At 70.1% G+C, this 7,846-nt stretch carries 7 protein-coding genes and 1 pseudogene; 6 read left to right on the top strand and 2 right to left on the bottom strand.

What is annotated here, in order from left to right; genetic code table 11:
• Positions 1 to 323: pseudogene (locus tag AC1DP0_RS14460) on the bottom strand (hypothetical protein); the annotation flags it as partial.
• On the opposite strand from AC1DP0_RS14460, the gene AC1DP0_RS14455 reads away from it, so the two are divergent.
• Positions 310 to 1,353, top strand: a complete 1,044-nt coding sequence (locus AC1DP0_RS14455; RefSeq protein WP_478085245.1) for a WD40/YVTN/BNR-like repeat-containing protein — start codon at positions 310 to 312, stop codon at positions 1,351 to 1,353. The pseudogene AC1DP0_RS14460 and the gene AC1DP0_RS14455 sit on opposite strands and share 14 nt — an antisense overlap.
• 42 nt (positions 1,354 to 1,395) lie before the next feature.
• Here the strand turns inward: AC1DP0_RS14455 and AC1DP0_RS14450 are convergent, their stop codons facing one another.
• Positions 1,396 to 2,403, bottom strand: coding sequence for a LacI family DNA-binding transcriptional regulator (locus AC1DP0_RS14450; RefSeq protein ID WP_478085244.1), 1,008 nt, complete (start codon positions 2,401 to 2,403; stop codon positions 1,396 to 1,398).
• A gap of 216 nt (positions 2,404 to 2,619) precedes the next feature.
• Between AC1DP0_RS14450 and arfA the strand changes: the two genes are divergently transcribed.
• The 5 genes from arfA to AC1DP0_RS14425 all read left to right on the top strand — a co-directional run.
• A complete protein-coding gene (gene arfA, locus AC1DP0_RS14445; protein WP_478085243.1) occupies positions 2,620 to 4,155 on the top strand; it encodes an arabinosylfuranosidase ArfA in 1,536 nt (511 codons plus the stop codon).
• The gene (locus AC1DP0_RS14440; RefSeq protein WP_478085242.1) at positions 4,152 to 5,510 is read left to right on the top strand and encodes an ABC transporter substrate-binding protein; all 1,359 of its coding nucleotides are present in this window, start codon (positions 4,152 to 4,154) and stop codon (positions 5,508 to 5,510) included. Before arfA ends, AC1DP0_RS14440 begins: the two co-directional genes overlap by 4 nt.
• Positions 5,511 to 5,514: 4 nt before the next feature.
• Positions 5,515 to 6,483 carry a carbohydrate ABC transporter permease gene (locus AC1DP0_RS14435; RefSeq protein WP_478085241.1) on the top strand — a complete coding sequence of 323 codons (969 nt, stop codon included), beginning with the start codon at positions 5,515 to 5,517 and terminating at the stop codon, positions 6,481 to 6,483.
• Entirely contained in the window at positions 6,480 to 7,307 is an 828-nt protein-coding gene (locus AC1DP0_RS14430; RefSeq protein ID WP_478085240.1) for a carbohydrate ABC transporter permease, read from the top strand. Before AC1DP0_RS14435 ends, AC1DP0_RS14430 begins: the two co-directional genes overlap by 4 nt.
• 9 nt (positions 7,308 to 7,316) lie before the next feature.
• Positions 7,317 to 7,846: family 43 glycosylhydrolase (locus AC1DP0_RS14425; RefSeq protein WP_478085239.1), on the top strand; the 530-nt coding region annotated here is incomplete at its 3' end.

Raw genomic sequence — 7,846 nt, 5'->3', positions numbered from 1 at the left:
TCGCGACGCCCGTGGCTGCGGTATGCCGCCGGGGCCGCCGCTGCGGCCGTGGTGCTCGGTGCGGTCGGTGCGGCGGTGCTCGGGCGGGGCAGCACCACGCCCCCTGCGCCGGCCGGACCCGTCCTGTCGTCATCCGTCGTCGGGTCGTCGGCGCCGTCGCCGCGGCCCACGAGCCCCAGCCGCTCCAGCGTGCCGACGCTGACCCCTTCCGCGTCGACACCACTGTCACCGCCCGTGTCGCCGCCGCTGTCACCGACCGTGTCGCCGCCGTCGCCGCCGTCGGCGGCGCTCGTGCCGGCATCGTTCGTCGTGCGCTCGCTCACGACCGGCGCGGCCGGCCACCTCTTCGCGCTCGGCACCGTCGCCTGCGCGGGCGGCGACTGCCCCGCCGTCGCCGGTTCGAGCGACAACGGCGCCACCTGGACCCTGCGGCACACCTTTCCCGTCTCGACCGCCGCACCGAGGTTGGTCCCCGGCCGCCTCGGCGGTGCGGGATCATTGACCCAGGTGCGGTTCGCGAGCGCATCGGTCGGGTGGGCCTTCGGCGGCGCCGCGATGCGTACCACCGACGGGGGCGTCACCTGGCAGGACTACCCGCACCCCGGTGGCGAGGTCATCGGCCTCGAGACCGACGGCACCGACGTCGTGCTCACGACGGCGCCGGGGTGCTCGGACGGAATGTGCCATGGCGCCATAAGCGTCGTCCGGGCCCCGGTCACCGCTGCTTCGGCGACCGATGTCGCGGGCACGATCGACGGGGGATCCGGCGTGAAGGATGTCCAGATCTCCTGGCAGCGCGGGCGGGCCTTCGTCTCCCCGGTCGTCGTGCCCACCGCCGGACGACCGGGCCCGACGCCGGTCGTCGTCGCTCCCGACGGCCTCCACCGCGCCGCACCCACCTCGTGCGGCACCGGACAGGCGGTGCAGCTGGTCACCGCAGCAGCCGGGACAACTCTCTTCGCAGTGTGTCCTTCGGGGGGCGCCGCAGGACAGATCGGGTATGCCGTCCAGTCGAGCAGCGACGGTGGCGCCAACTGGCGCCAGGTCAACGGAGGGCCGCTCCTGCTCACCAACGCAGGCACGACCTCCTTCGCGGCCGCCGACGCGCAGAATCTCCTCGCCGTCTCCGGAGGTAGCCCCGACGTCCACGGCTCGATGAGCCTCAGCAGGGACGGAGGCGCCACCTGGCGCGAGCCGAGGTCGGCCCCGCCACTGCCCAACCACGGGTGGGCGTGGGTCGGAGCCCCTGGCGGCGCGGCGTTCTACGCGCTTTCCGGCGACGGTTCGGGCGCCTACTGGAAGAGCGGCGACCGAGGCGAGACCTGGTCACGGGTGGTCGTGGCCGGCCGCTGAGCCGCCGGGAAGTGGGCACTCGATCGGGGGTGCGTCGAGTGCTCAGTCTCGAACCGGGCCACCCCGGCGGCGCACGCCGAGAGTGGTCTCACGCGCCTCGAGCGTCCACGCCACCTCGACGTCCTCGGCCGGGCCGTCGTCGCCGTCGATCCGGCGTGACAGCAGCTCGAGGGCGGCCCGGGCCAGGCCGGTGAGGTCGGGGGAGATCGTCGTGACGGTCGGGTTGGAGTAGCGGGTCTCGGCGATGTCGTCGAATCCGACGATGGCGACCTCCTCCGGCACCCGCACGCCGGCCTCGACGCACGCGCGCAGCGCGCCGATGGCCATGAGGTCGTTGAAGCAGAACACGGCGTCCGGCGGCTCGGGCAGGTCGAGCAGCTGCTGCATCGCGGCGTGGCCGTCGGCGCGTTCGAAGTGGGGGACTCCGATGACGAGCGCGGTGTCGTAGGGCAGGTCGGCGGCCTTGAGGGCCTGGCGGTAGCCGCGCAGCCGCGCCGACGCCGTGCCTTTGACGGACTCGCGGCCCACGGCCGCTATGCGTCGACGCCCCTGTGCGGCAAGGTGTTCCGTCGCGGCGCGGGCAGCAGCGACCGAGTTGACGGCGATGTGGTCGAGGCCGGTCGGGACGGGGCGCTCACCGAGCAGCACCATGGGCAGGCTGTCGGCCCGACGGTCGATCTCATCGGCGGAGAGGGCCAGCGGCGAGAAGATGACCCCGTCGATGACGTGCGACCGCATGCCCTCGAGAACGACGCGCTCGGCGTCGGCGTCACCGCCCGTGACGTCGAGCAGGACGATGAAGCCGAGGGCGGCCGCCTCCTCGGTGATGCGCGCCGCGAGCTCGGCGAAGTAGGGGGAGTCCATCGCCGGCACGGCCAGGGCGAGGAAGCCGGCCCGGCCGTGCTTGAGGCTGCGGGCGGAGAGGTTCGGGCGGTAGTGGAGCTCGGCCATCGCGGCCTCGACACGTTCGCGCGTGCTCGCCTTGACGTGGGGATGGTGGTTGAGGACGTTGGAGGCGGTCTTGACCGACACTCCCGCACGTTCTGCCACGTCCCTGAGCCGCGCAGCCAACCGTGCCTCCGTCCGTTCCCGCTCCTCACCTGCCTCGTCGAGGAACAGGCTAGCGCCCGGGGGACGCCGCCCGCTCCGACCCCGGCAGGGTCTGGACAGGTTTCGGTAACCGTTGTAATTTTCAGCGGAGACGCAAATGGGTAACCGTGGCAGCAAAACGGTGTGACCCGCCCGCCGACGGTCAAGGAGGACCGCATGGGACGAGCGACGATACGGCTGGACCCCGCTTTCACGGTAGGGCCGGTGCGGCCGAGGATCTTCGGCTCCTTCGTCGAGCACATGGGCCGGTGCGTCTACACGGGCATCTACGAGCCGGGCCACCCGGCGGCCGACGAGCTCGGTTTCCGCACCGACGTCGCCGACCTCGTCCGCGAGCTCGGGGTCACGGTCGTGCGCTACCCCGGGGGCAACTTCGTCTCCAACTACCGCTGGGAGGACGGGGTCGGCCCCAAGGCCGACCGGCCCACCCAGCTCGACCTCGCCTGGCGCTCGGTCGAGACCAACCAGGTCGGCACCGACGACTTCGTCGACTGGGCTCGCGGTGTCGGCGTCGAGCCGATGATGGCGGTCAACCTCGGCACCCGTGGTGTGCCGGAGGCCGTCGACCTGCTCCTCTACTGCAACGGCGAGACCGGCACCTCGTGGCCCGACCGCCGGGCGAAGAACGGCTACGTCGAGCCGCACGACATCCGCGTCTGGTGCCTCGGCAACGAGATGGACGGCCCCTGGCAGATGGGCCACAAGACGGCGGAGGAGTACGCCCGGGTCGCCGAGGAGACCGCACGCGCCATGCGCCGCGTCGACGACGGCCTCGAGCTCGTCGCCTGCGGGTCGTCCAACCGCGGCATGCCGACCTTCGGCACGTGGGAGCGCGTCGTCCTCGAGCGCTGCTTCGACCTCGTCGACCACATCTCGGCGCACGCCTACTACGAGCCCGTCGACGGCGACGTCGACTCCTTCCTCGCGAGCGGCGAGGACATGCACCGCTTCATCGAGTCCGTGGTGGCGACGGCCGACCACGTCGCCGCCGTCAAGGGGTCCGACAAGCGGATCATGGTCTCCTTCGACGAGTGGAACGTGTGGTTCCAGGAGCGCTTCCACGGCGAGGGCTCGCTCGAGGTCCGCGAGGCCCCCGAGCTCATCGAGGACGTCTACGACGTGACCGACGCCGTCGTCGTGGGAAGCCTGCTCATCACCCTGCTGCAGCACACCGACCGCGTCTCGATGGCGTGCCAGGCGCAGCTCGTCAACGTCATCGCCCCCATCGCCACCCGCCCCGGTGGCGCCTCGTGGAAGCAGACGATCTTCCACCCGTTCGCGCTCACGGCGAAGTATGCCCGTGGCACCGTGCTGCGCCCCGCCGTCGCCTGCGACACGATCCCGACCAAGGCTTTTGGGCCCGTCGACCAGCTCGTCGTCACCGCGACCCGCGACCCCGAGACCGGCGACCTGGCCGTCTTCGTGGTCAACCGCAGCCGCACCGAGACGGCCGAGCTCGCGCTCGACGTCGCGGCCGCCGTGGGGGGCCACCCCACGGCATACGCCCTCGTCGAGCACCTCCAGGTGCACGACGACGACACCTCGGCGACCAACACCGAGGAACACCCCGACCGAGTGACCCCGCGCCCGGGGGACGCGGCGGTCGACGGCACCGACGGCACCACCCTCACGGCAACCCTGCCGCCCACCTCCTGGCACTGCATCCGCCTCACCGAAGGGACCGTTCAATGACGAACTCCACCTCACCTCTGCCGACCTCGCCACTCACCCGGCGCACGATCCTGTCGGGAGCGCTCGGCATCGCGGGTATCGCCGGCCTCACCGCGTGCGGCTCCGGCTCCGGCGCGGTCCCCGGTCAGGCCCCCGCCGTCTCCGGTGGAGGCGGCGCGACCGGCTACTCCGGCCCCAAGGTCGCCCTCCAGTTCTGGAACGGATTCACCGGCGGTGACGGCCCCTTCATGAAGCGGCTCGTCGACCAGTTCAACTCCGAGCACCAGAACATCGCCGTGAGCATGAACACGATGCAGTGGGCCGACTACTACGCCAAGCTCCCTGCCGCGGTGGCGGCCGGGAAGGGTCCCGAGATCGCGATCATGCACGCCGACTCACTGGCGACGAACGCCGCGCGCAAGGTCGTGCAGCCCCTCGACGACGTGGCCGCCGCCCTCAAGCTCGACGAGAGCGACTTCGCACCCGTCCCGTGGAAGGCCGGGATCTACAACGGCAAGCGCTACTCCATCCCGCTCGACGTGCACCCCCTCGGATTCTTCTACAACAAGACGGCCATGGAGCAGGGCGGCATCGACCCCGAGAAGCCGCCGATGACGAACGACGAGTACATGGCCGCCCTCGAGACCATGAAGGGCAAGGGCGTCCAGGGACACTGGGCGAGCCCCTTCCCGTTCACCGGAGGTCTGTCGATCCAGGCGCTCATCTACCAGTTCGGCGGCAAGCTCTTCTCCGACGACGGCAAGCAGGTCCTGTGGGCCGACGACGCCGGGGTCAAGGCACTGACGTGGTTCCAGGACCTCGTCACCAAGGGATACTCCCCGGGCAAGATCGCCCAGGACGCCGACATCGTCGCCCTCCAGAACGGCAAGACGGCCTTCAACTGGAACGGTATCTGGACGATCAACACCCTCAAGGAGAAGTCAGGGCTGGAGTGGGGCGTCGCTCCCCTGCCCAACATCGGCGGCACCAAGGCGGCCTGGGCGGGCTCGCACCAGTTCGTGCTGCCGACCATGCGCACCCCTGACGAGAACAAGCAGGAAGCCGCCCGCGTCTTCCTCAACTGGATCAGCACGAAGAGCCTCGAGTGGGCCAAGGGCGGTCAGGTGCCGGCTCGCAACTCGGTGCGTGAGTCCCCCGAGTTCAAGGCCCTCAAGGAGCAGGCCATCCTGGCCACCCAGATCGACGACCTGCACTTCCCGCCGACCGTGCCCGGTCTCGGCGATGCCATGCCGGAGTTCGACAAGGCGGTCAATGCGGCCGTCCTGGGCGGGCAGGACCCCAAGACGGTTCTCTCCGACGCTGCCGGCCGGGCGACGAAGATCCTCGAGGCCAACGCGAAGAAGTACGGCGGCTGACGACATGGCTGTGACGACACARCCCACCGGGTTCTCCTCGGAAGCGACGCCCGCGCCGGGTGGGCGTCGCTCCCGGGGGGCGGCCTCCAGCATCAACGGCTCGCGGTGGACGCCATACCTCTTCCTGGCCCCCTTCCTGATCCTGTTCATCACGTTCGTGCTGGTGCCGGGAGTGCTGGGCATCTGGATCTCCTTGCACGACTGGGACTTCCTGCTGCCCAACAAGCCCTTCGTCGGGCTGCAGAACTACGCCGACCTGCTCGACAGCTCGTCGCCACAGTTCCAGCAGTTCTGGAACTCGATGAAGGCGACCGGCATCTTCGTGGTCATCAGCGTCCCGTTCCTCGTCGTGCTGCCGCTGCTCCTGGCCATCCTGCTCAACCGCAAGTTCCCGGGACGCACGTTCTTCCGCGCCATCTTCTTCGCGCCGTTCGTGCTCGGTGTCGCCGTTGTGGGCCTCATGTGGCGCTACCTGCTCGACCCGTCGTTCGGGATGGTCAACGGCGTGCTCGGCGCGCTCGGACTGCCCGGCGACACCGCGTGGACGACCGCGCAGCCGTGGGCGTGGATCTCGCTGGCCGCGGTGACCGTCTGGTGGACCATCGGCTTCAACGCCGTCATCTACCTCGCCGGCCTCGCCGACATCCCCGCCGAGCAGTACGAGGCCGCCGACATCGACGGGGCGAGCGCCTGGCAGAAGCTGCGCTACGTCACGATCCCCGGGCTCCGACCGGTGCTCGTCTTCGTCATCGTCACGACGCTGCTGGCGAGCGCCAACATGTTCGGCCAGAGCTACCTCATCACCAAGGGCGGCCCGGGCGACTCGACCCGCACGGCGATCATGGAGATCACCGACCTCGGCCTCTCGCAGTACCGTATGGGCCAGGCCTCGGCCATGAGCTACGTCCTGGCGGTCTTCCTCGCCCTGATCTCGCTCGTCAACTTCTGGGCCCTGAGGGAGAAGAAGTCATGAGGCGCCGCAACGGACCCCTGTTCTGGCTGGGCATGGGGGCCCTCAGCCTCGTCTTCATCGGCCCGCTCCTGCTCATCTTCCTGACCTCGTTCAAGTCGCAGAGCGAGTCGCGCACGGTCCCGCCGACGTACCTCCCTCAGGAGCCCACGCTGCGGGCCTACGACGTCCTCTTCTTCCAGGACGCCGCCAGCCCGGTGCTGCGGTGGTTCGCCAACTCGATGGCGGCTGCGACAATGCACGCCGCACTCGTCCTCGTCGTGTGCTCGCTCGCCGGCTATGCCTTGGCCCGCATGGAGTTCCGCTTCAAGAAGGCGATCTTCACCGGCATCATCCTCACGCTCTTCGTCCCCGGCTTCATCTTCCTCATGCCGAACTTCCTGCTCCTCGACAAGCTCGGCTGGCTCGACCAGCTGTGGGCCCTGGTCGTGCCGGGTGCGGCCGGTGCGTTCGGCGTCTTCTTCATGCGGCAGTTCTTCATGGGCCTGCCGAAGGAGCTCGAGGAGAGTGCTCGGCTCGACGGGGCGGGCTCCTTCCGCACCTGGTGGTCGATCGTCCTGCCCAACGCGAAGCCCGCTCTCGTGACTCTCGGCGTGCTGAGCTACCTCGCCAACTGGAACGACTTCATCTGGCCGATCTACGTCCTCTTCTCCCCGGAGCGACTCACCCTGCCCGCCGGTCTCAGCCGGCTCCAGGGCGCCTACACGATCGACTACCCCGTGGTCATGGCCGGTGCCATGCTCGCCGCGATCCCCGTCCTCGCGCTCTACGTCTTCGTCCAGCGCTATGTCATCGAGGGCGTCGCCAGCAGCGGCGTCAAGGGCTGAGGAGGCCGCATGCGTCCCCTGACCGCCACTCTCGCAGCGCTGGTCGTCGCCGTCGGTCTGACGACCGCCGCTCCCGCGTCGGGATCGCGTATGCCGTCCGCCCCCGCCCACACGGCATACGACAACGCCGTCTCGGACTCGTTCTCGGACACGTTCGCCGACCCGTCGGTGATCCGCGGGCGCGACGGCTGGTGGTACGCCTACGCGACCTCCGACCCGCTCAGGGCCGGTGACGCACCCGGCGCGATCCACATGGCGCGCACCCGCGACTGGTCGAGCTGGGAGTACCTCGGCACCGTCTTCGACTCGGGCAACCGCCCGTCCTGGGCGACCCCCACCGCTGGCCTCTGGGCGCCCGACATCCGTTACGTCGCAGGGCGATACGTCCTCTACTTCACCGTMACGGACACGACGCTCAACCCCGGCGACGACTCGGCGATCGGGGTTGCGACGGCGCCGACGCCCGCCGGCCCGTGGACCGCGACGGACGCGCCCGCGGTGCCGCCCCGTCAAGCCGCGGGCGGTGGCTTCCTCTGGAC

The sequence above is a fragment of the Terrabacter sp. P5_B1 genome (genome assembly GCF_056400505.1).
Note: the sequence above shows the minus strand (reverse complement) of the source record. Positions and strands in the feature narration are given on the sequence as shown.

Bases quoted from the DNA above. Each gene is read 5' to 3' on its own strand.
- arfA (WP_478085243.1), top strand. From the start codon at position 2,620: ATGGGACGAGCGACGATACGGCTGGACCCCGCTTTCACGGTAGGGCCG.
- AC1DP0_RS14430 (WP_478085240.1), top strand. From the start codon at position 6,480: ATGAGGCGCCGCAACGGACCCCTGTTCTGGCTGGGCATGGGGGCCCTC.
- AC1DP0_RS14440 (WP_478085242.1), top strand. From the start codon at position 4,152: ATGACGAACTCCACCTCACCTCTGCCGACCTCGCCACTCACCCGGCGC.